The sequence below is a fragment of the Labrys methylaminiphilus subsp. lupini genome (assembly GCF_051161885.1).
In the GTDB taxonomy this organism is placed as follows: domain Bacteria; phylum Pseudomonadota; class Alphaproteobacteria; order Rhizobiales; family Labraceae; genus Labrys.
Window position 1 is genome coordinate 1,672,699 of the sequence record NZ_JBMDIH010000002.1, and the last position, 22,498, is coordinate 1,695,196.

The window sequence follows — 22,498 nt, forward strand, 5'->3', positions numbered from 1 at the left end:
CAAAGTGCGATTCCGTTGAAACGCACTTTGCTCTAACTCTTTGTTTTGACGCGTTTTCTTACTCGAAAAGTCTATCAACTTTTCTAGAAAATGCTCTGGCGCGGCCCCATCGGTATTTGACATGACTAAAGACATTGACGTTCTCATCCTCGGCGCCGGTATCAATGGAGCCGGCCTGTTTCGCGATCTCTGCGAGCAGGGCCTGACCTGCCTGATCGCCGACAGGGCCGATTTCGGCTCGGGCACCAGCGCCGCCCCGTCGCGGCTGATCCATGGCGGCATCAAATATCTGGAGACCGGGGAATTGCGCCTCGTCGCCCAGTCGACTCTGGAACGCAATCTCCTGCTGCGCAATGCGCCGCATCTGGTCGAGCCCCTGCCGACCGTGATCCCGATCTTCTCGTGGCTGCAGGGTATTCCGGCGGCGCTGCGTACATTGTTCGGCTCGACCACGGCTCCCCGCAACCGCGGCGCGGTGCTGATCAAGATCGGCCTGGCGCTCTACGATTTCTATGGCTCCCGCCACCGCGTCATGCCCCGGCATGCCTTGTGGTCACGCCGGCGTACGCTGAGCGAAATTGCGCCGATGACGCCGAAGATCGTCGCCGCCGGCACCTATTACGACGCCAAGGTCACCTGCCCGGAGCGGCTGGTGCTGGAGTTGCTGCAGGATGGCACGGCAGCCAATCCAGCCTCAGAGGCCCTGAACTATACGAACATGATCTCGGCCGAGAACGACCTCATAGGCCTGCGCACACCGGATGGCGGGGAGCGAACCGTTCGCCCACGGATCGTCGTCAATGCGGCCGGCCCTTGGATCGATCACGTCAACCAGGCTCTCGGTTCACCCACCCGGCTGATCGGCGGCACCAAGGGCTCCCATATCCTGCTCGACCATCCCGAGTTGATCGCGGCGCTCAAGGGACGGATGATCTATTTCGAGGCCAATGACGGACGTATCTGCCTGGTCTACGACTATCTCGGCCGAGCACTGGTCGGCTCGACCGACATTCGCGCTGACGATCCCGACACGGTTTGCTGCGACGACGAAGAGATCGACTATTTCCTCAAGAGCCTGCGCGATCTGTTGCCCGGCCTTGCCTTTTCGCGTGACCAGATCGTCTACGCCTATTCCGGCATCCGACCCCTGCCCGCCTCGGGCAGTACGGCGGCCGGGCTGATCAGCCGCGACCATTCGGCTCCCGTGCTCGAGCCCGCCGATGATCGTCCCTACCCGGTCATCTCGTTGGTGGGCGGCAAATGGACGACCTTTCGCGGCTTTGCCGAAGAGGTCTGCGATCTCGTCTTGGGGCGTCTTGGCCATAATCGCCGCCTGAATACGCGGGCCCTTCCGATCGGCGGCGGACGCGACTATCCGACGGAACCAGCCGCACGTGCCAATTGGATCGAGCACACAGCAAAGGCGACGGGTGCATCCGCCATGCGCACCACCGAGTTGCTCGGGCGTTATGGCACGACGGCACGAGCAATCCTCGCCCATGAGGGCCCGCAGGCACAGCGCTTGACGGACACCAACAGCTATTCTCTAAGCGAAATCGACTGGATTGCGCGCTACGAAAAAGTCGTTGAACTCGAGGACATTGTGATGCGGCGTAGCACGCTCGCCATCACGGGCCGTCTGAGCGAACGTGATCTGGCAGCGATTGCGGACATTGCAGCTGAAGCACTTGGATGGAGCGCAGAGCGACGGAATGTACAATTCGCCAAAACGCGAGATCTTCTTGCAGCGCGCCATCGCATCCAATGGGAAAAATCGCATCCTTGAACAGGGCGTCGATCGGCTCCCGGGGAGAGTGGCAATCGCATCGTCATAGTTCGAGCGCTTCCTCGTTCTCGGGGCCGCGGCTGCTCGGATGGCCAACCCGTTTATGACTGTGTGGTTCACGCCTCCGAAGGACGGAGACAACTTGCAGGAGGCTTTCGCAGGAAAGAACCCGTCAGATAGCGGCAGATCCTCCGCCCATGAGCGCTAACTTTGGGTGGTGGCACCAGATTTGGAGGGTCGATCTGGAGATCGACCATCTTGGAAATGTCGAGCGAGTTAGAGGACAAAGGTGGTCGATCTCGCTCCATCAATTGATGGAGCTGTGGAGATCGACCCTCTACGCTACCCGCGCCTCCGGCCGCAAAGTTAGCGCCATGGATCCTCCGCCTGCGCCCGCAGGCCTACTCCGCGATCCTGGTCAAATAAGATGCGATCGACTGCGGTGCCGGGATCACCGCGACAATCTTCATCTGCGCGATATTGCGGTTCTTCGCTTCTTCGAGGTGAGCATCGAACATCGCAGCCGCGGCGTCGATGGCGCCGCGCGTCAGCAATTCGACGATCAGGCGATATTCGGCAATGGCGATACGATCACGCGGCAGGCCTAATTGGCGCAACAGGCGCTCCGAGGCCACGACCGGCAACAGATTGTCCCGTATCAGGTCACGCAGCCTTTCGTTCGGGGTGGCCATCACGCAGGTCTCGACCAGCTTCGTCTCCAGATCCTCCCACTCGACCAGGTCGGCATCCGATTCGGTTCTTTCGGCCTCGGACAAACTGTCGAGAAGCGCCGTCAATCTCGCACGATCGATGCGCGGCGCCGCCGACACCAGGGCAGGAGGTTCGAGGATGCGCCGCAACGCAAAGCGGTCCTTGATCGATTTTGCCGTGAGTGGGCCGGCGATCCAATGGGAGCTCTGGTTCTTATGCACCAGTCCCCTTTCCTGCAGGCGCCCGAGCACGTCGCGCACCACGGTGCGGCTGACATGGAAGTGATCCGCCAGCTCGATCTCGATGATGCGATATTGCCCGAATACGACACAGGCCGCGACATCCGCCTCGATGGAATCGTAGATGCGTTCCCAGGTCGACCGGCTTTGCAACGCCTCGTCGATGGCCTCGGGTACCACCAGGCCCAGGGTCTTGATATCGGTGCGCACCGGCGCGATGCGCCGTCCCGGCGCCCCGACGAGATAGCCGCGCCCATCGAAGCGATGGATGAGCTGCTCCGCCTCCAGGCGCAGCAGCGCCCTCTGAACCGGGGCACGCGACGTCTGAAAGATCTCGGCGATCGGCCCCTCGAGCAGGACCAGCCCCCGTGGCAGCAGCCCGTCGGCGATATTGGTACGCAAGACGTCTTCGACAATTTCGTAGCGCCGCTGGGCGGTCTGGCGAGGCTTGGACAATGGCATGCCGTAAACGGACCTCCTTGCGGGCGTCATCGCAGACCGCCGCTCGAACTGCCCGTGTCTAACGCGTTTGACACAACCTGTCCTATATTCGGATAAATGATCTTTGAATACCATAGTTCAATTTTTCTTAGGGAGAGTCCATTTTCATCGATTTCCCGCGAAATTTATTGCAAATTCCACCCCCTGGCACTTCCACCCTCCTCCAGCTTCCGCGCCGCCCTTGCCATCCACCATCTTTGCCAAACGAAACATGCGCTGTCGAAAGACCCAAAAAATCTCGCTTAAATAGCCAATTTCCTACAAGAATTACGCAAACTTCGGCCACCTCTCGTCAAGGATCCAAATTCCGGATCCGCTCGTATTTTAAGCACCCGATGCACAAAAAAGATTGTTGCATACAAAAATCGATTGCACTAAGATCCAAGCACTCATTGCCAAAGAAGCAATGCAGAGGCGAACTGAATTAAGAAATCTGATTGATATTATGTTGGGCGCAGACGTATTGCGACCAATTAATATTTATCACCTTAAATTATGCTGCTGATGATTCATGCTGTTCTCAGGAATGGCAAGGTATTGGTGTGGCCTAATATGTCCTGGGAGGCTCGTTTGGCAGATGTACTTCGTCTCTCCGGCGTCAGGAAGTCGTATGGCGACCTGCAAGCGCTGGACGGTATCGACCTCGCCATCCCCGACAATACCTATGTATCGCTTCTGGGGCCTAGCGGTTCGGGCAAGACGACACTCCTGCGCGTGATCGCGGGTTTCGAAGACCCTGACCAGGGCAGCGTTGCCCTCGGTGGCCTTTCCGTCGACAATATCCAGGCCCATCGGCGCGGCATCGGCTTCGTCTTCCAGAACTTCGCCCTGTTCCCTCATCTTTCCGTTGCCGGGAACATCGCCTACGGCCTTGAAAACCGCGAAGTCGCCGTACTGACCGATCGCGCCGCCATTCGCCGCAAGGTCGGGGAGATGATCGAACTGGTCGGCCTAGCCGGCCTGGAGGATCGCGGCGTTGCCCAAATCTCAGGCGGTCAGCGCCAACGCGTGGCATTGGCGCGCACGCTCGTGACCGAACCGCGCCTGGTGCTGCTCGACGAGCCGCTGGGCGCCCTCGATGCCAATCTGCGGGCCCGGATGCGGGCGGAGCTCAGGAGCATCCGCGAGCGCCTCGGCGTCACCTTCCTGCATGTCACCGGCAGTGAATCCGAAGCGCTGGCGATGGGCGACATCGTATTGGTGCTCGACCGCGGCCGTATCGCCCAGTCGGCGGATGCCGACACGATCTATAACCGCCCGGCCGCGCCTTCGGTCGCGCGTTTCCTCAATTGCTACAATCTATTCGAAGGGGCGATCTCGGGCGAGGACTTTGTCGGGCCGGCGGGCAGCTTCCCGATTGAGGGAAGCACGCGCCTCGCAGGCGGGAAAACCGCCTATGCCGTCCGCTATGACCGCATTCAGGTGCGCCCGACATCGTCGGCCCTGGCGAGCGACGAAGTGGGCTTCGAGGCTGCCTTCATCGCCAGCGAATATAGCGGCGCGGCCGTGAACTCCTTCTTTGCACTCGACAGCGGCCAGGTGGTGGAGGTGGAGACCCATCTCAGCCATCGCCCCCCCGCCGACTACGCGCCGCAGGAACGCTACGGCCTCGTCTGGAAGCGCGACCTTGCGCTCCTCTTTGCGTGAGCAACGCCCATGTCCCTTGCTGACCCTCGACCCGGAACGGAGATCGACTGGATGACGACGCCTCCCGGCAGCGAAGCGGCGGCGCCGCAGGCTGCATCGCCGCGCAGGTCCCGCAACAAGACAATGTGGCTGCTGGCTCCAGGCGTCGTGTGGATGGTGCTCTTCCTGCTCGTCCCCATCCTGATGATGGTTTATGTCTCGTTCTGGACGCAGACCACCTTCAAGATCGAGCCCATCCTCACTACCAAGAGCTGGGCCACCTTCTTCACGAGCGACACCTATCTCCAGGCCCTCTGGACCACGATCCGCATCTGGCTGACGGTACTGGTCGCGACCCTGGTGGTCGGCTACCCCACGGCCCTGTTCGTGGGCCTGTTCGTGCGCAACAAGGCGCTGCAGACGGCGCTCCTGGTGCTGTGTGTCATCCCGTTCTGGACTTCGTTCCTGATCCGCGTCCTTGCCTGGCGCCCGATGCTGGGCAAGGAGGGCGCCATCAACCTGATCCTGCTCAAGGCCGGCATCATCACACAGCCGATCGAGGCCCTGCTCTTCTCCGACCTGTCGGTGGTGATCGGCACGACGCAGATCTACTGCGTCTTCATGGTCGGCCCGATCGCCTTCATGCTCGGCCGGATCGACCCGAATGTGATCGAGGCGGCGCGCGATCTCGGCGCCGGCTTCTGGCGCATCTTCCGCACCATCATCCTGCCTCTGTCCATGCCCGGCGTGGTCGTCGGCTCGATCTTCGTCTCGGTGATGGTGCTGGGCGAATTCGCCACCTCCGCGGCCCTGTCGGGACGCAAGGTCAACCTCCTCGGCAACATCATCGTCACCCAGGTCGGTTCACTCAAATGGGCCTTTGCCGCAGTGGTCGGCGTGATCCTGACAATCGTCATGGGAGCCGTGGTCGCCGCCCTGCTGCGCGTCGTCGATCTCAGGAAGGAGCTCTGAGCCATGCAGGCACGCGGCGTCAAACCGGTCCTGGCCATCTATACGGCCCTGTTCCTCTTGTTTCTCTATGGCCCCTTCGTCGTGCTGGCGATCCTGTCCTTCCAGACCGGACCGGAAGGCGGGCCGCAATTCCCGATCATCGAATGGTCGACCTACTGGTACCAGCATCTCTTCGGCCTGACACCGCCCTCCCGCATCGCCCCGCTGCCGATCGAAGAGAGCCTGGGACGTTCGGTCGTCCTTGCCATCATGACGATGGTGGTCTCGACCGTCCTGGGCGTGACATCCGCACAGGCCTTCCGCAAAAAATTCCGGGGCTCGGGCATCGCCTTCTATCTGATCGTCCTTGGCATGATGGTGCCCGGCGTGCTGGTCGGCCTCGGTATGGCGCTGGTGGCGAACGTCCTCGGCATCGACCGGCACTGGTGGGGCACGGCCTTCGTCCTCCACGTCGTCTACACCTATCCGTTCGCCTTCCTCGTCATGCTGGCGATCTTCAACCGCTTCGACCAGAGCGTCGAGGAAGCCTCCTGGTCCCTTGGCGTCTCGCCGATCCGCACATTCCGGAAGGTGACGTTCCCGTTGATCTTCCCAGGCGTCCTGTCGGCGATGCTGTTCGCCTTCACCCTTTCCTATGACGAGTTCTCACGCACGCTCTTCGCGTCGGGGCGCGACCTCACTTTGCCGCTGGCGATCTACGGCACGTTCTCGGTCGAGATCCATCCCAATGTCTTCGCCTTCGGCGTGCTGACCACCCTGTTCTCGTTCGCCCTGCTCGCGGTCTACGCGATCCTGATGGGCCTGTCCGTCCGGCGCGGCCGGCGCATCGCCATCCAGGAGGACGCATGATGCCCAGCCAGAAAACCGCCATCGTCACGGGTGCGGGCTCGGGCATCGGCAGGGCCATCGCCGAACGTCTCGCGGCGGACGGCTATGGCGTGCTCGTCAACGATCTGGCGCTGGATCGCGCGCAGGCCATCGCCGAGGCCATCCAGGCGGTTGGCGGGAGGGCGGTCGCCGCAGCCGGCGATGTTTCCAGCGAGGCTGATGTCGCGACCATCGCCACGGCGGCCAAAACGCATCTCGGCCCGGTGGACCTGCTCGTCAACAATGCCGGCCACGTCCATCAATGCCTGTTCGAACAGCTCGAACCCGGTGATTTCGATCGCATGTTTGCCGTGCATGTGCGCGGCACCTTCCTGATGATACGGGCCGTGTTGCCGGCGATGCTGGAGACGGGATCGGGCATCATCATCAATGTCGCATCCCAGCTCGGCCAGATCGGCGGGATCGAACTCGCCCACTATTCCGGTGCCAAGGCCGCCGTGATCGGCATGACCAAATCGCTTGCCCGCGAAGTGTCGAGCCGCGGCGTGCGGGTCAATGCCGTCGCACCGGGGCCGATCAACACGCCGCTGGTGAGAGCGCTCTCGGATGACTGGAAGGAGCGCAAGGCCAGGGAGTTGCCGCTCGGCCGCTTCGGCGAACCGGAAGAGGTGGCAGCCACCGTCGCCTTCCTCGCCTCCCCGGCCGCCAGCCTCTTCGTCGGCCAGACGCTCGGGCCCAATTCCGGCGACGTGATGTTGTGAACGAGCAGAGGGAGAAGACAGCACCATGACGAAGGCACGCATCGTCCTGATCACCGGCGGAGGCATCGGCATCGGCTGCGCCAGCGCAAAGGCCTTCGCCGCGCTCGGCGACCATGTGGTGGTCACCGACATTCTGGAAGCGGAAGGCAAGGCTGTCGTCGAGGAGATCAAGGCCGCCGGCGGCTCGGCCGAATTCGCGCCGCTCGACGTTCGTTCCACCGACAAGGCCGACGCCCTCGTCGCCGATGTGGAGGCTCGTCACGGCGGCATCGATGTCGTCGTCGCCAATGCCGGTATCGCCCACCGCGTGCCGCTCGCCAGGCTCGATGACGACAAATGGGACCTGACCTTCGATATCGACCTCAAGGGCATCTTCCGCGTGGCGCGGGCAGCGCTGCCCGGCATGCGCGCCCACAGATCCGGCGCCATCGTCGCGCTCTCCTCGATCATGGGCGTCGCCTATGGCTGGGACGAGCATGTGCATTACTCCTCGGCCAAGGCCGGTGTCGTCGGCCTGGTGCGGGGCCTCGCCGTCGAGGTCGCCCGCGACGGAGTGCGGGTCAATGGCGTGGCACCCGGGTACATCCGCACCGCCCAGCTCCTCTCCAAGGAGCATTCCCTCGGTCCCGAGGGCGCGGAGACCGCCGGCGCCTTCATTCCCATGGGCCGCATCGGCGAGCCCGAAGAGATCGCCGACGTGATCGTTTTCCTAGCCTCTTCCAGCGCTCGCTACCTCACGGGCCAGACGCTGGTGGTCGATGGCGGCCTGCTGGTGGGTCGCTACTGAAACAAAAGCAAATAACCAGAACCGGAGAAGGAACGATGTCTGACCGAAGCGAGATGACGCGCCGCTCTTTGTTGAAGCGATCCGCGGGAATGATGGCCCTGGCACTGGGCGGCGGCACGCCGTTCCTCTCCTCCCGGGCCGCCTGGGCGCAAGGTACTGGCCTGGCGAGCGAGAGCCTGCGCACGATCGGCCTGTCCGTGACGGTGCAGGAACGCATCCTGGCCGAGTTCAAGGCCGCCTCCGGCGTGGGCACGACCTCGGGCACGGCCGCGACCTTCCCCGATGCCCAGACCAAGATCCTGTCGGGTTCGAAGGACTATGATTGCTGGGAAGTGATCGCCGAACGCCTGCCATCGGTGGTGATGACCAACAATGTCGCGCCGATCGCCGCCTCGTCGCTGAAGAACTGGGCCAATATCCGCGATACTTTCACCAAGCCGAGCGACAAGTGGGATCCCAAGGCCCAGATCACCGGCCAGATCTGGCAGGACGATGCCCATAGCCAGCTCTGGATGGTGCCGGCCGTCTATAATTACGACTCCATCGGCTATAATCCGGACGTGCTGTCGGATGAGGAGGCCAACACCTGGGCGGCGATCTTCGATCCCAAATGGAAGGGCAAGTCCGGCCTCAACACCGACCCCCTGATCGCCTTCGGGCAGGCCGTGATGGCCATGAACTCGCTGGGCCTGTCGGCCGTCAAGAACCCCGGCAATCCCTCGGAAGCCGAGATCGACGAGGCTGCGAAATTCCTGGTTTCGAAGAAGAAGGATGGGCAGTTCCGTGCGCTCTGGGGTGATTTCGGCGAGCTCGTCAATCTCCTCGCTTCCGGCGAGATGGTGGTGTGCGACGCCTGGCAGCCGGCCGTGATGGCGGTCAAGGCCCAGGGCAAGGCCTGCAAATATGCCCGCCCGAAGGAAGGCTATCGCGCCTGGGCGATCGGCCCCTCGCTCATCGCCGGTTCCACCAACAAGGAAGCCGTTGCCGCCTATGCCGATTACTGGCTTTCGGGAAAGCCCGGCATCACCGTTTCCGAACAGGGCTATTACTCGCCGACGACCAACATCAAGAGCGAGATGGCACCGGAAAAATACGCCTTCTGGTACGAAGGCAAGCCCTGGGTCGGCGCAGCCGAGCGCGGCATCAAGGAAGGTGACCTGCGCGACGGCGGCAGCCTGGCAGAACGGGCCGCCAACGTCGCCTATTGGCACCAATGGCCGGATGCCTATGACCATCTCATTCAGAAATGGGACGAGTTCCTGAACGCCTGATCACGATCCGGGCGGAAAGCGCGCCTTTCCGCCCGCCTCCCCTGCCATTCCCGCGGAGCACGAAGCGATGATCCACGATCTCGAACTCATCAAGGTCGGCAAGGTCTATGACAACGGCACGCCCGCCGTCGCCGGTTTCGACCTGGCCGTCGCCAAGGGAGAGTTCATCGCCTTTCTGGGGCCTTCCGGCTGCGGCAAGACGACAACCTTGCGCATGATCGCCGGCTTCGAATCCATCTCGTCCGGCAACATGCTGATCAGGGGAACGCGCATCAACGACGTGCCGCCAGAACGGCGCCCGACATCGATGATCTTCCAGAACTACGCGCTCTTCCCCCATATGACCGTACGCCGCAATATCGGCTATGGCCTCGAGGTCAAGGGACTGGCGAAAGCCGAGCGCGACGCGAAGGTCGATCGCATCCTGGACACGCTCGGCCTCGAGGATGTCGCCGACAAGCGTCCCGACAAGCTCTCCGGCGGCCAGCGCCAGCGTATCGCTTTGGCGCGCGGCCTCGTCGTCGAACCCGATATCCTCTTGCTGGACGAACCGCTGGGCGCGCTCGATGCCAATCTGCGCAAGGCGATTCAGAACGAATTGAAGCTCCTGCAGAAAAGGCTGGGCGTCACCTTCGTTTTCGTCACGCATGCCCAATCCGAGGCCTTGGCTCTTTCCGATCGCATCGTGGTGATGAACCAGGGACGCGTCGAACAGATCAGCCCGCCGCACCAACTCTATACAAGGCCGAACACACCCTTCGTGGCGCAGTTCATCGGCCGCAACACCATTCTCGACGGCTCCATTGGCGGTGTCGAGGACGGGCGCGTGGTGGTCGATACCCCGCTCGGCATCCTGCGCGGCACGGCGAACGGCAGGCTGGCCAATGGCAGTGCCGCCAAGATCGTCGTCCCGGCCGAAGCCATAGAAGTTCGTTCGGCCTCGGATGGGCGCGTCACCGAGATGGGCAATACCATCGCCGCGACCGTCCGTCGCCTCGATGTCGTCGGGCACATCTCGCATCTGTCCGTCGAGCTTCCGGGAGGCCGGGCGATCTCCCTGGAAGCGCATGTCGAAAAATACCCGCCGGGCCTCTTCGCTCCCGGCGGTGAAGTCGTGCTGGCCTGGAATGCCGCCGAGGCGACCGTCATTCCAGCCGCCTGACAGACCATTCTTTCAAGAAAACATCGATTTCAACATGAAATGAGGAGACCTCACCCATGGCAAAGGAAATACTCTGCGGCTTCGGCGTCGACGTCGATGCGGTCGCCGGCTGGCTCGGTTCCTATGGCGGCGAGGATTCGCCGGACGACATCTCGCGCGGCCTTTTCGCCGGCGAGGTCGGCTCGCCCCGCCTGGTCAAGCTGTTCGAACGCTTCGGCATCAAGACGACCTGGTTCATTCCAGGCCACTCGATCGAGACCTTTCCCGAGCAGATGCAGGCCGTCGCCGACGCCGGCCATGAAATCGGCATCCATGGCTACACCCATGAAAACCCGATCGCGATGACGCGCGAACAGGAGATCGAGATTCTCGACAAATGCATCGATCTCGTCACCAAGCTCTCCGGCAAGCGTCCCACCGGCTATGTGGCACCGTGGTGGGAATTTTCCAACGTCACCAATGAGTTGCTGCTCGAGCGCGGCATCAAATACGACCATTCGCTCATGCACAACGACTTCACGCCCTATTATGTGCGCGTCGGCGATTCCTGGACCAAGATCGATTATTCCGGCAAGCCGAAGGACTGGATGGTGCCGCTGAAGCGGGGGCATGAAACCGACCTGATCGAAATCCCGGCTTCCTGGTATCTCGACGATCTGCCCCCGATGATGTTCATCAAGAAGGCGCCCAACAGTCACGGCTTCGTCAACCCGCACGATATCGAGCAGCTCTGGCGCGACCAGTTCGACTGGGTCTATCGCGAGATGGATTATGCCGTCTTCCCGATCACCATCCATCCCGACGTCTCGGGCCGCCCGCAGGTCCTGATGATGCTGGAGCGCCTCTATGCGCATATGGCCAAGCATCCCGGCGTCAAGTTCGTCACCATGAACGAAATGGCCGACGATTTCGCCCGCCGCTTCCCGCGCAAGAAGTGACGAGGGAGGCCGGGTCCCCTATCGTGGGCCCGGCCATCCATGCTGTCGGGAAAGGGCGACAGCCCTTTCAAGTCGAAAAAATGCGCCGCAACGGGGAAGATCTGCATGTGTTCGCTCTGCGGCATTCTGGGTGGCAATGAGCACTGGGCCGATGCGGTGGCCCGGCCGGGCGTCTTCACGCGCAATGGCGACAGAATCGATCGCCGCCGTGAGCGCATGAACCGCGTGCGCATTGCCTGCCAGGTTCTGGAACCCTTCGGCATGACCCTCTCCGATTGGCAGGGCGCTTCCTTCCTGCTGTCGACGAAAACCGGCAAGACCGAGATCATCGACGATCTCGGCCATCTGTGGCCCGCGGCCGAAAGGCTGGTCCGGCGCGCCTGCGATCCGCTCTCCCTGCCGGTGATCGAGGCCATGGAGAAGCGCCATGGCGGATGACGTCCCGGCCTTCACCCCGGTCCACCTCCTCACCGGCTTCCTCGGTTCGGGCAAGACGACGTTGTTGCGACGGCTGCTGTCGGACCCGGCCATGGCGCGCACGGCCGTGCTGATCAACGAATTCGGTGAAATCGGGCTCGACCACCATCTACTCGAACCCATCGACGAGACCATGGTGCTGCTGCCGTCGGGGTGCTTGTGCTGCACGATACGCGGCGAACTGGCCCAGGCGATCCGCGATATCCATGCCAAGCGGGCGCGTGGCGACATTCCACCCTTCGACCGGCTGGTGATCGAGAGCACCGGCCTGGCCGATCCCTTCCCGATCCTGTCGACCATCAAGGCAGATCCCGTCCTGCGGCATCATTTCCGGCCGGGCACGGTGATTGCAACGGTGGATGCAGTGAACGGCCAGTTCCAGCTCGAGAACCATGTCGAGTCGACACGCCAGGCCGCGATCGCCGACCGGCTCGTGCTCACCAAGACCGATATCGCCGACGAAGTGACAATTGCCCGGCTCCTCAATCGACTTCGGCGCTTCAATCCGGATGCACCGATCCTGCGGTCGGCCGAGCGGGATTTCGACGCCCCGGCTCTGTTCAGTCAAAATGACTTCGCTGCTGCAGGCCAACCGGAGCGCTCGACCCGCGAATGGTTCCGCCAGACCTTTCAAAGCGACGATCCGCTCACCCCCGAAACAACCAGCCAGCCCGGGCACGAACATGGTTCAGGCGACCGTACACGGCATGGCGAGCGTATCCGCTCCTTCGTGGTCACGGTCGATGAACCGCTCGACTGGACGGCCTTCGGCATCTGGCTGACCATGCTCCTCAACCGGCATGGCGATCGCATCCTGCGGGTGAAGGGCATGCTCAACCTTGCGGGCGAGAGTGCCCCGGTGGCAATCCACGGGGTGCAGCATCTGGTGCATACACCCGTGCATATGCAGGCCTGGCCCGATGGCGATCGACGCTCGCGCATCGTTTTCATCGTGGATGACCTCGATTCCAGCTTGATCCGGCGCTCCCTGGCAGCCTTCAACAGATTGGCGGCTCCAGTGTCGCAACAATCATGATCAAGCGATTTCGAATGCCATTGTCTCAGCTCCGTTATCCGAGCTTCCCATGAAGGGGGCAGCATCGGAAGAAAAGTTCTCGGCACCCGCCTTGCATCTCACGGAACGGCCGACCCTGCGGGTATTGGGAACCGAGATTTCGCATCTGGAGGAACTGCGCCTCAGGGCAGAAGCCGATCTGGGGATCAATGTCGTCTTCGATACCCAGGACTTCATCACCACCCAGCACAAGGCGGCGGCGGAGCCGGGCAGCTATGATGTCTATGACCAGTGTTTCCACAACCTCGACATCGTCTGGTATTGGCGCGCCATCCAACCCATCGATCTCACGCGCATCCCGCTCTGGGGCGAAATCACCGACCTGACCAAGACAGGTCGGCTCGATCCAGGGGCCCGCGTCGGTTTCGGCGATGCCCCCGTGACCAAGCTCTTCGTCCAGCCCAACCGTGCCTTGGGCCCGACGCCGTCGCGCTGGCTTTCGATGCTGCCGACCACCCATAATTTCGATTCCTTCGCTTTCCGACCAGATCTCGCCAATGGCGATGCCGAGCAGATCGTCTCCTGGGGTGCCCTGCTCGACGAGCACTGGCATGGCAAGGCAGCTCTGGTCGATGAGCCGGCGATCGGTGTTTTCGACGCGGCTCTCGCCGCCCAATCGCTGGGATTGATGAGCTTCGAGGATATCGGCAACATGTCGATCGAGGAGATCGACACTCTGCTGGGCATCCTGATCGAACGGCGCAAGGCCGGCTTTTTCGCCGGTTTCTGGAAGACCGCGGCGGAAGCCGCCGGCCTGATGCGCGATGGCGGTGTCGTCATCCAGAGCATGTGGTCCCCCGGCATCACCGCCCTGCGCCATTGCAACGTGCCGGTCATGGAGGCCGTGCCCCGCGAAGGCTATCGAGCCTGGCACGGCGGCCTGTGCCTTTCGAGCAACCTATCGGGGCGCATGCTCGACGTCGCCTATGACTATCTGAACTGGTGGCTGTCCGGCTGGCCAGGCGCGGTGATGGCACGCCAGGGCTATTACATGTCCATCCCCGCCCGCGTTCGGGCTTATCTGACACCAGACGAGTGGGCCTACTGGTATGAGGGCCTGCCGACACAGACTGAGTTGCCCGGTCCGGACGGAACCATCACCATCAAGGCCGGATCCGCGCGCGATGGTGGATCCTACCGGCAGCGCGCCAATTCGATCGCCGTTTGGAACACGACGATGGACGAGCACAATTATCTGGTGCGGCGGTGGTCGCGATTGGTAACCGCCAATTAGTGTCCGCTGTCATGCATAGAAAAACGTCTCGATCAGATCGAATTAACTGCGATGACTCTGTCGTAAAGGTGGCCGGATCCCAATGACTGGTCCGGTTTGAAGTTAGTGCAGGGTCTGTTTGATCCGCGCCCATTTGGGGGCACCACCGGAGTTCTGCAACGAGATCGGGGTCTTATGGCCTATCGCACCGTGCGGCCGAACCTCATTGTAGTATCTGAGCCAATCTTCCATCTTTTCGGCAGCATCTGCAAGCGACAGGAACCAATGCGTGTTCAGGCACTCGGTGCGGAACCTCCCATCGAAAGCCTCTATAAAGGCGTTGTCCGTGGGCTTGCCGAGCCGCGAGAAGTCCAGCGTGACGCCCTTGGCATAGGCCCAGAGATCCAAATCTCGCGAGACGAATTCCGAGCCCTGATCAACCCTTATCGTCTTGGGATAACCTACCTTGGCACAGACGCGCTCCTGTGTGGTGACCACGTTTTCTCCCCGGTAGCTGAACCTGGGGTCGACCACCGGCGAGAAACGCGAGAAGGTATCAACGACGGTCAGAATGCGGATTTTCTTGCCGGTCGCCAATTGATCATGGACGAAGTCCATCGCCCAGACATCGTTCGGGCGGGCCGCCGGCGCGCGGTCGTCGCGAAGCTTCGCCTTGACCCTGCGCTTGGATGTCTTGTTCCTGAGCTGCAGCCCCAACTCTTTGTAAATCTATGGTTCTCTTGATGTTGATGCTCCAGCCCTCGCGCTGGAGCATGACATGGACACGCCTGTAACCATACCGGACCCGTGTCTGGCAGAACTCCTTGATCCGGGCTGCGATGCCGGCCTGGTCGGGTTTGCGTGACCGGTAGTGATAGGTCGAGCGATCGAACTCCAGAGCACCGCAAGCTCTGCGGATCGAGACGCTCCACTCCCATACATATCACGCTCACGAGCTTGCGCTTCCGACCAGGCCTTAGAATTTTCGCTGACGCGTCCTTCGGTTCGGCGGAAGATTGGCGAGGCTTTGATCAAGCGCGAAATCCCGGATTTCCGCGAGCGTATCTTTTACATCTCGGGGCCGCGCGAGATGGTTGTCGGTTTCCAGGACGCTCTAAGACAGCTTGGAATCGCCAGGTCTCGCATCAGGGTCGATTTCTTTCCCGGCTTTACTTGACGAAACGCGCGTCACCCACCGAAACAGCCGACGCCTATGAATAAAAGCGTATCTGCGGTGTTTATGGACGTCCTTGATATTTGAGAGGAAGCGGCCCGAAAAAAACGGACCACTCCACGGAGGAGTCATTCGATGAAGACCTTACTCGCTCTCGCCACATCTTTGCTAATGTTGTCTCTGCCATTGGCCCCAGAGGCGAGCGCCGCAACGACGCTGACGGCCAGAAACGGTATGACGATATACGTCTTTGACAAGGACACCGGTGGCAAGCCGTCGTGCTATGGCGGCTGCGCGGCAAAGTGGCCTCCATATGTCGCCAAGGCTGGCGAGAAAATGGGCGAAGGCTGGGCAGCCGTAAAGCGGACGGATGGTTCACTGCAATGGAGCTATGACGGCAAACCAGTCTATTTCTACGCGCCAGACAAGAAGAAGGGCGACAAGACCGGCGACGGCATCGGCGGTGTCTGGCACGTTATCAGCGAATAGCTGATCCAGCGAGGCAGATTAGCCGACTTTTCCCCACGCCGTAACGGAGCCGAATTGGCCCCAACTGCGTGAATTCCGTTCGTAATCTCAAATCCAAGACCGAAAAAGACGATCGTGCCTTTTTTCAAGCAGCCAAAATATCAAGCTGCAAGAAGCCTAGAGGCGGAAGAGGGCAAGATTTCAGGTACCCAAGTGGAAGGCCCGAGCATTATCTACAGGGTCGCTTGTCGAGCCTCACGGCGCTTGCTGAGAAAGGCCCTTCCACCTGGCATCCGATAGGCAACCTTCGCCGCTTTTCGCCCGGATCCTTACGCGCAAAGTTTTGCTCCCGCCATGGTCAAACGGGCGCTCTATTTGCTGGACGCTTCCGTCGGGGTTAGCCGCCAGCCCTCATTGTTGCCCCATACCGAGCAGGATGCCGGATTGTCGGAATCCCGCGTCAACAGGAATTGCTGCAATTTGGTTCGAGATTCTGGAGCGGGAAGACCAGGTAACCGGTCAGTCCGGCTTTAGCCGTGTGCCGCTGCTCCCATCGAAAAGATGCAGGGCATCCCCCTCGCCCCTTACGGAAACCCTATCCCCCACTTTCACGGCGCTGTGACGCGGAAATTCGACCGTAATCATCCGGTCACTGCCATGATCGAGATAACCGAAAGTCTGCCCGCCGAGACGTTCGACCATCGCCAATTCGCCGGTGAACCAGGCTTGGGAGGCGTCGCAGGGTGAAAGGTCCTCCGCCCGAATGCCGAGGATGACGGACGTTCTGGGAGCTAGCGACAGCCATGGCAGGACAATTTTGGCGCTACCGACTGAGAGCTCGCCATCACCATTCAGCCGCAGCTCCACGGTATTCATGGTCGGACTGCCGATAAAGCGCGCGACAAACAGACTTGCCGGATGGTGATAAAGTTCGAGCGGAGGGCCGACCTGTTCCATGCGGCCCGCATTCATCACCACGATACGGTCGGCCAGGGTCATCGCCTCGACCTGGTCATGCGTGACATAGACCGTGGTTGCCTGGATGCGACGGTGGAGCTTTGCGATCTCAAGGCGCATCTCTACCCGCAAGCCAGCGTCGAGATTTGAAAGCGGTTCGTCAAACAGGAAAGCCTGAGGATCGCGAACGATGGCCCGCCCCATGGCGACACGCTGACGTTGCCCTCCCGACAATTGCCCCGGTCGACGCTCCAACAAGGGTGCCAGTTTCAGGGTTTCAGCGGCCTGTCTCACGCGCTGGTCGATCATTTGCGGGTTCTGGTCGCGCATGCGCAGCCCAAATCCCATGTTCTCGGCGACCGTCATATGCGGATAGAGCGCGTAATCCTGGAATACCATGGCGATGTTGCGTTCTGCGGGCGTAAGCGCATTCACCACCCTGTCCCCGATGCGCATCTCTCCACCGGTGATCTCTTCGAGCCCGGCGACCATGCGCAGCAAGGTGGATTTGCCGCAACCCGAAGGACCGACCAGTACGAGGAATTCGCCCTCGGCGATATCGAGGTCGACACCATGGATCACCGTATGGGTGCCGTAAGATTTGCGAATATCCCTGAGGCCAATGCCCGCCATTGCGTTTTCCCCCGATACTGCCTGCGACAAGCGAGGCCATTCCAGCTCTTGACCTGATTATCAATATCAATAATGATAATTGCAAGAGGTATGCGAACACTCTCAAGATGGCGCCAGCACAAGGGGGAGACATGAGCGAGCGGCCAGCATCTCGGCGTTTCAACCCGGCATTGCGCGCCAAGGGCGGCCGGCCGAGCCCTGTCGCCCGCTCGGCGATCGCCTTCGACGCCCTCAAGCACGACATCATGCTCGGCGAACTCGCTCCCGGCGAACCCCTGGTGGAACTGGAACTTGCCGCCCGTTTCGGCTGCAGCCAGGGCACGGTGCGGGAGGCCCTGCTGCAGCTTCAGGAGGAAGGGCTGGTGCACCGGCGCGGCCATCGCGGCACGCAGGTCTCAGACTGCACGGCGGACGAAGCCGTTGAGATGTTCCGCGTCCGCAAGCAGATCGAATGTGCCGGCGTGCTGCGCGCCTTGCGCAACCCCAGCCGCGGCCTGCTTTCCGATCTGAAGGCACTGGTCGAGGCCATGGAGGAGGCCGCGCGGGAGGATGACGAGATGGGGCTCGCCGCCTTCGACCGCGACTTCCACCGCCGTCTATTCCACGATGCAGACCTGCCCGCCCTGGATCCGATCCTGCATCGCTGCCTGATCCACAACCATCGCTTCAAGATTTCGCGCACGCAAGGCCAGCGCGATCTCGTGCTGACGGCCCAGCGTCATCGGCCGCTGGTAGGCGCAATCGAGGCCGGCAACAGCGCCGCGGCCGTGACCTCTCTCGAGCATCATATCGCGACCATCGTCGATTTCGGGCCCAACGTTTTTCCTGGAGCGGGGCAATGAATGCCCCAATCCCTAATACGGCGGTCGAACAGCTGCCCGGCCAGCTCGATCCGGAACTGGCACGCCTCCTGGCCGCCATTGATGATGAAATCGGCCCGCAGCCGGATACGACGCTGCTACCGCCGGCAGAGGGTCGGGCCCTTGCCGCGCAACTCAACCAGCGTTGGAACCGCGATCTGCCGGCAATGGCCTTTACGGGCGACTTCGTCGTTCCTGCGGATCCGACATTCTCGTCAGCCGATTGCCGCGTCAAGGTGCTTATCCCGCCGGAGGCGGGAGCCGGTGCACTGATCTTCGTCCATGGCGGCGGCTTTGCCTTCTGCAGCCCGCAGACCCATGAGCGTTGCGCCCGGGTTCTTGCCATCGAGACCGGCCTGCCCGTTCTCCTGCCCGATTACCGCCTGGCCCCGGAACATCCTTTCCCGGCGGGGCTGCACGACGTGATTGCCTGTATCGGCCGCGTTTTCGATCACACCGTTGCACTCGGCATCCGTCCAGGTCCGCTGCTGCTGGCGGGCGACTCCGCCGGCGCCAATCTGGCGCTCGCCGCCATGCTTCATCGCCAGGCCGACGGACGCAGCCTGCCCGACGGTGCCCTGCTCTTCTACGGCGTCTACGACGCTGATTTCGAGACACCCTCCTATCGACGTTTTGCCGAGGGTCCTGGCCTGACCACGGCGCGGATGCAGCGCTATTGGAACTGGTATCTGCCCGCCCCGAAGGCACGCCAGACGGTGCTCGCCTCGCCCCTTCATGCCAGTGACGAGGCACTAGTTGGCCTGCCGCCCCTCTTCCTTCTGGCCGCGGAGATCGATCCGCTCTTGTCCGACACGCTCAACCTAGCGGCGCGCCTGCGATCGGTGGGGCGGCAGGCCGACATACACATCGTCAAGGGTGTGACGCACGGATTTTTGCAGATGAGCGCCGGGCTGAGCGCGGCCCGCAACGCCCTCAAGACCGCGGCCCAAGCGGCAAAGTCAATGATCAAGCCGGCGTGAACCGGCACCAAAAACACATTCTTCGGGAGGAAATGATGAGGACAGGACTGAAGAAAATGCTGAAGGCGCTCGGTGTCGCCTGTGCCCTGAGCGCCAGCATGATGCTCGGGGCGGCCAAGGCGCAGACCGTGCGCTTCTGGTATCATTTCGATAATCCGGCCAACCCGATGGATGACCTCATCAAGAAATTCGAGGCGGCCAATCCCGGCATCAAGGTCGAAGCCGAAAACGTGCCGTGGAACTCCTATTACGACAATCTCTACACGGCGATCGTCGGCGGCAATGCGCCCGACGCCGCCATGGTGAAGCTGTTCGCCCAGCCCCGCCTCGTCGAGATGGGAGCCCTGGAGCCGATCGGCGAACGCATCGATGCCTGGCCCGGCAAGGCGGACCTGCTCGACAATCTCCTCAATCTCAACAAGGGACCGGACGGCAAGCAATATTACCTGCCGATCCAATATGTCGTTCTCTATCTTTACTATCGCGCCGACCTGTTCAAGGCCGCCGGCCTGGAACCGCCCAAGACCTGCGACGAATTCCGCGAGGACGCCAAGAAGCTCACCAAGGCGCCGGACACCTATGGCTTCGGCCTGCGCGGCGGCAAGGGCGGCTGGGACCAGTGGGGCACCTTCGTCTTTTCCAAGGGCGCCAAGCTCGAGCCGGGCGGCCTGACCACGCCGGAGGCGATTGCCGCCAACAAATGGCTGGTCGACATGTTCCGGGAGGACAAGTCGATTCCACCCTCTGCGCCGAATGACGGCTTCCAGGAAATCATTGCGGCCTTCAAGGCCGGAAAGACCGCGATGACCATCCACCATGTCGGCTCGTCCAACGACCTCGTCAAAGCCCTGGGCGACAAGGTTTCGGCGGTCCCCGCTCCAGCCTGCAACGGCAAGCAGTGGACCTCCTATGGCGATGAATCGCTGGCGCTCTTCTCTTCCTCGCAGGTGAAGGACGCTGCCTGGAAATGGATCTCCTTCCTGGCGGAGGGACAGAACAATGTCGAGTTCAACAAGGCCACGGGCCAGATGACGGTGACCAAGTCGGGTTCGGCCAACTGGACACTGCACCAGCGGCGCTTCGTGGATGTCACCGTGCAGTCGCTGCCCTTCGCCTCGGTGCTGCCGCAGACGCCAGCCACGACCGAATTCGTCAACACGGCCTGGCAGACCAACATGCAGCAGGCCCTGACGGGCGCGGCGACGCCCGAGCAGATGATGCAGCAATTACAGACGCTGTTTGCAAACTAGGCAAGGTGCCGGACTTTCTGTCCATCGTGCAGAAGGTCCTCTTTTTCTCCCACTACGACGCCGAGCCATGTCGCTGCATTCCTCCACCTCCCAGCTCGATCGGGAATTCGCGGTCCGCCTGCGGGCGCGTCTAATGCCTTATGCCCTGTTGGCGCCGGCTCTGCTGGTGGTGTTCGTCGTCGTCTTTGTCCCGATGATCGAGGCCATCTACACGAGCCTGTTCGATCTCGTGCTGTGGAAGCCCAATGCCGCCAGATTCGTCGGCTTCGGTAACTACATCAAACTGTTTGCCGACCCGGTGTTCTGGACCGCATTCTGGCACACCGTGGTCTGGATCGGCCTCACGGTACCGCTGCAGATGGGGCTCGGCCTGATGACCGCCCTGCTGCTCAATCGAGACTTTCCATGGCGGGGTCTGGCCCGCGCGATGATCATCATCCCCTGGGCGCTGCCGAGCGTGGTCATCGCCTTGATGTGGCGCTGGATCTACGACCCCAACACCGGCGTGCTCAACGACATGCTGCTCAGCGTGCACCTGATCCAGAGTGCGGTACCCTGGCTCGCCGATCCCAATGTCGCGCTCTACGCCGTGATCGCCACGCTCACCTGGCAGGGCTTCCCCTTCTTTGCCGTGATGATCCTCGCTGGCCTGCAGGGCATTCCACGCAGCCAGTACGAGGCTGCATCCATCGACGGTGCCACGCCCTGGCGTCAGTTCGTCAACGTCACCCTGCCCGGCATAGCACCCGTCCTGGCCACGGCCGGGCTGCTTCGCGTGATCTGGGTCGCCAACTCCATGGACGTCATCTTCGTGATGACGGGCGGCGGTCCCGGCTACGCGACGCACACATTGCCGCTCTACGCTTTCATCAAGGCCCGCCAAAATCTCGATTTCGGCTACGGCACGGCGATAGCAGTGACCTTCACCGTCCTCCTTGGAGCCTTCGTCGCCATCTACATCATCCGCACCATGAAGGAGGTCGAGCGATGAACAAACCATCGACCCTCCGGCGCATCCTGACGACCGACCTGCCGGTGGCGGCAATCGTGCTCTTCGCGCTCGGGCCCTTCGCCTGGATGATCCTGACCTCGCTCACACCGTCCGAGCGCATCGCGGCGAGCGGGGTTTCGCTCTCGCCCATCGGCTGGAGCTTCGACAATTACACCCGCCTGTTCGAGCAGACCTCCTTCCTCGGCAATATGGGCCACAGCCTGATCATCGCACTCGGCACGGTGGTCGTCGGCCTTGGCGTCTCGGTCACAGCCGCCTATGCCTTCTCGCGCTTTCGCTTCCTCGGCCGCAGGGCGATCATGCTGCAATTCCTGCTGGTGAACATGTTCCCGGTGGTGCTGCTGATCCTGCCGCTCTTCGTGCTGATGCGCCGGCTCGGCCTGCTCGACACCCATGTCAGCCTGATCCTGGCCAACGCGACCGTCGCCATTCCCTTCGCGGTGTGGATGCTGACGAGCTATGTGGCAGCCATACCCAGAAGCCTCGACGAAGCGGCGATGATCGACGGCTGCTCGCGCCTGGCGGCGCTGCGCCGGGTGGTGCTGCCGCTTGCCATGCCCGGCATCATCTCCACCGGCATCTACATCTTCATCACCGCCTGGAACGAGTACCTCTACGCGCTCACTTTGGGCGGCAAGAATGTGCGCACGGTGACCGTGGCGATCCAGACCCTGATCGGCGAATACCAGATCGAATGGGGGCTGCTCGCTGCCGGCGGCGTGGTCGGTGCCCTGCCTGCGACGCTGCTCTTCCTCATCGTGCAGAAACGCCTGGTCGGCGGCCTGACCCAAGGAGCGGTGAAGGGATGATGAAGCCA

At 61.9% G+C, this 22,498-nt stretch carries 20 protein-coding genes and 1 pseudogene; 18 read left to right on the forward strand and 3 right to left on the reverse strand.

The features are described 5' to 3' along the window. Positions 1-121 precede the first annotated feature (121 nt). Positions 122-1,786: a glycerol-3-phosphate dehydrogenase/oxidase gene (locus ACN6KF_RS33310; protein ID WP_434961160.1), complete on the forward strand. Its 1,665-nt coding sequence runs from the start codon at positions 122-124 to the stop codon at positions 1,784-1,786. Positions 1,787-2,187: 401 nt separating this feature from the next. Here the strand turns inward: ACN6KF_RS33310 and ACN6KF_RS33315 are convergent, their stop codons facing one another. After that, positions 2,188-3,198 (reverse strand): GntR family transcriptional regulator, encoded by a 1,011-nt coding sequence (locus ACN6KF_RS33315; RefSeq protein WP_434961161.1) that lies wholly within the window; start codon positions 3,196-3,198, stop codon positions 2,188-2,190. A gap of 609 nt (positions 3,199-3,807) precedes the next feature. Between ACN6KF_RS33315 and ACN6KF_RS33320 the strand changes: the two genes are divergently transcribed. The 11 genes from ACN6KF_RS33320 to ACN6KF_RS33370 all read left to right on the forward strand — a co-directional run bounded on the left by ACN6KF_RS33320 (position 3,808) and on the right by ACN6KF_RS33370 (position 14,368). Next, positions 3,808-4,884 (forward strand): ABC transporter ATP-binding protein, encoded by a 1,077-nt coding sequence (locus ACN6KF_RS33320; protein WP_434961162.1) that lies wholly within the window; start codon positions 3,808-3,810, stop codon positions 4,882-4,884. Between the two features lie 51 nt (positions 4,885-4,935). Further along, the gene (locus ACN6KF_RS33325; RefSeq protein ID WP_434961163.1) at positions 4,936-5,835 is read left to right on the forward strand and encodes an ABC transporter permease; all 900 of its coding nucleotides are present in this window, start codon (positions 4,936-4,938) and stop codon (positions 5,833-5,835) included. A 3-nt stretch (positions 5,836-5,838) separates the two neighbouring features. Then, complete coding sequence (locus tag ACN6KF_RS33330; RefSeq protein WP_434961164.1) at positions 5,839-6,684, forward strand: ABC transporter permease; 846 nt, start codon at positions 5,839-5,841, stop codon at positions 6,682-6,684. Beyond that, a complete protein-coding gene (locus ACN6KF_RS33335; RefSeq protein WP_434961165.1) occupies positions 6,681-7,424 on the forward strand; it encodes an SDR family NAD(P)-dependent oxidoreductase in 744 nt (247 codons plus the stop codon). Before ACN6KF_RS33330 ends, ACN6KF_RS33335 begins: the two co-directional genes overlap by 4 nt. A gap of 25 nt (positions 7,425-7,449) precedes the next feature. Continuing rightward, positions 7,450-8,211, forward strand: coding sequence for an SDR family NAD(P)-dependent oxidoreductase (locus tag ACN6KF_RS33340; RefSeq protein WP_434961166.1), 762 nt, complete (start codon positions 7,450-7,452; stop codon positions 8,209-8,211). A gap of 35 nt (positions 8,212-8,246) precedes the next feature. Beyond that, positions 8,247-9,482, forward strand: a complete 1,236-nt coding sequence (locus ACN6KF_RS33345) for an ABC transporter substrate-binding protein (RefSeq protein WP_434961167.1) — start codon at positions 8,247-8,249, stop codon at positions 9,480-9,482. Positions 9,483-9,549: 67 nt separating this feature from the next. After that, the gene (locus ACN6KF_RS33350) at positions 9,550-10,644 is read left to right on the forward strand and encodes an ABC transporter ATP-binding protein (RefSeq protein ID WP_434961168.1); all 1,095 of its coding nucleotides are present in this window, start codon (positions 9,550-9,552) and stop codon (positions 10,642-10,644) included. Positions 10,645-10,700: 56 nt separating this feature from the next. Then, positions 10,701-11,582, forward strand: a complete 882-nt coding sequence (locus ACN6KF_RS33355; RefSeq protein WP_105865590.1) for a polysaccharide deacetylase family protein — start codon at positions 10,701-10,703, stop codon at positions 11,580-11,582. A gap of 105 nt (positions 11,583-11,687) precedes the next feature. Beyond that, positions 11,688-12,020, forward strand: coding sequence for a hypothetical protein (locus tag ACN6KF_RS33360; protein ID WP_434961169.1), 333 nt, complete (start codon positions 11,688-11,690; stop codon positions 12,018-12,020). Next, positions 12,010-13,095, forward strand: coding sequence for a CobW family GTP-binding protein (locus ACN6KF_RS33365; protein ID WP_434961170.1), 1,086 nt, complete (start codon positions 12,010-12,012; stop codon positions 13,093-13,095). The genes ACN6KF_RS33360 and ACN6KF_RS33365 overlap by 11 nt, the downstream gene beginning before the upstream one ends. A gap of 49 nt (positions 13,096-13,144) precedes the next feature. Then, positions 13,145-14,368, forward strand: a complete 1,224-nt coding sequence (locus ACN6KF_RS33370) for an ABC transporter substrate-binding protein (RefSeq protein WP_434961171.1) — start codon at positions 13,145-13,147, stop codon at positions 14,366-14,368. Positions 14,369-14,470: 102 nt separating this feature from the next. On the opposite strand, the pseudogene ACN6KF_RS33375 reads toward ACN6KF_RS33370, so the two are convergent. After that, positions 14,471-15,333 (reverse strand): annotated as a pseudogene (locus ACN6KF_RS33375) (IS3 family transposase); the annotation flags it as partial. A 323-nt stretch (positions 15,334-15,656) separates the two neighbouring features. On the opposite strand from ACN6KF_RS33375, the gene ACN6KF_RS33380 reads away from it, so the two are divergent. Next, positions 15,657-16,010, forward strand: a complete 354-nt coding sequence (locus tag ACN6KF_RS33380) for a COG4315 family predicted lipoprotein (RefSeq protein ID WP_434961172.1) — start codon at positions 15,657-15,659, stop codon at positions 16,008-16,010. A gap of 498 nt (positions 16,011-16,508) precedes the next feature. On the opposite strand, the gene ACN6KF_RS33385 is transcribed toward ACN6KF_RS33380, so the two are convergent. Beyond that, positions 16,509-17,579: an ABC transporter ATP-binding protein gene (locus tag ACN6KF_RS33385; protein ID WP_434961173.1), complete on the reverse strand. Its 1,071-nt coding sequence runs from the start codon at positions 17,577-17,579 to the stop codon at positions 16,509-16,511. A gap of 131 nt (positions 17,580-17,710) precedes the next feature. On the opposite strand from ACN6KF_RS33385, the gene ACN6KF_RS33390 reads away from it, so the two are divergent. The 5 genes from ACN6KF_RS33390 (at position 17,711) to ACN6KF_RS33410 (ending at position 22,490) form a co-directional block, all read left to right on the forward strand. Further along, positions 17,711-18,421 carry a GntR family transcriptional regulator gene (locus ACN6KF_RS33390; protein WP_434961174.1) on the forward strand — a complete coding sequence of 237 codons (711 nt, stop codon included), beginning with the start codon at positions 17,711-17,713 and terminating at the stop codon, positions 18,419-18,421. Beyond that, the gene (locus tag ACN6KF_RS33395) at positions 18,418-19,419 is read left to right on the forward strand and encodes an alpha/beta hydrolase (protein ID WP_434961175.1); all 1,002 of its coding nucleotides are present in this window, start codon (positions 18,418-18,420) and stop codon (positions 19,417-19,419) included. Before ACN6KF_RS33390 ends, ACN6KF_RS33395 begins: the two co-directional genes overlap by 4 nt. 32 nt (positions 19,420-19,451) lie before the next feature. Next, a complete protein-coding gene (locus ACN6KF_RS33400) occupies positions 19,452-20,669 on the forward strand; it encodes an ABC transporter substrate-binding protein (RefSeq protein ID WP_434961176.1) in 1,218 nt (405 codons plus the stop codon). Between the two features lie 67 nt (positions 20,670-20,736). Next, positions 20,737-21,660, forward strand: coding sequence for a carbohydrate ABC transporter permease (locus ACN6KF_RS33405; protein WP_434961177.1), 924 nt, complete (start codon positions 20,737-20,739; stop codon positions 21,658-21,660). Then, positions 21,657-22,490, forward strand: coding sequence for a carbohydrate ABC transporter permease (locus ACN6KF_RS33410; RefSeq protein ID WP_434961178.1), 834 nt, complete (start codon positions 21,657-21,659; stop codon positions 22,488-22,490). The genes ACN6KF_RS33405 and ACN6KF_RS33410 overlap by 4 nt, the downstream gene beginning before the upstream one ends. Positions 22,491-22,498 lie beyond the last annotated feature (8 nt).